The sequence below is a fragment of the Paludisphaera soli genome (assembly GCF_011064595.1).
Lineage (GTDB): Bacteria > Planctomycetota > Planctomycetia > Isosphaerales > Isosphaeraceae > Paludisphaera > Paludisphaera soli.
In genome coordinates, this window is the sequence record NZ_JAALJI010000190.1 from 1 (window position 1) to 248 (window position 248).

Annotated in this window: 1 protein-coding gene; it reads right to left on the reverse strand. The window is 66.5% G+C overall.

Annotated features, from left to right (window positions below):
* On the reverse strand, nucleotides 1-186 hold a 186-nt coding region (locus tag G6O68_RS32255), incomplete at its 3' end, for a transposase (protein ID WP_165253872.1).
* Nucleotides 187-248: the final 62 nt, after the last annotated feature.

Genomic DNA, 248 nt, shown 5'->3' on the forward strand with positions numbered 1-248 from the left:
TGGGTTGCCGTTGCCGGGGAAGGCCTGAGCGCCGCCCGCGGCCAGCGCCGTCTTCCAACTCCGCAGCAGGCTCTCTCCCAGGCCGAGGTCGCGTGCGACCTCAGCGATACTCCTGCCCTGCTCGGTGACGAGCTTGACCGCCTGTACCTTGAACTCGGGGGTGAACGTCCGTCGCGCCTTCGCCATCACTGTCCTCCTCACGTGAGCTTACGCTGTTATCGGAGCGCTCGCCAATCGTGGGGAAGTCC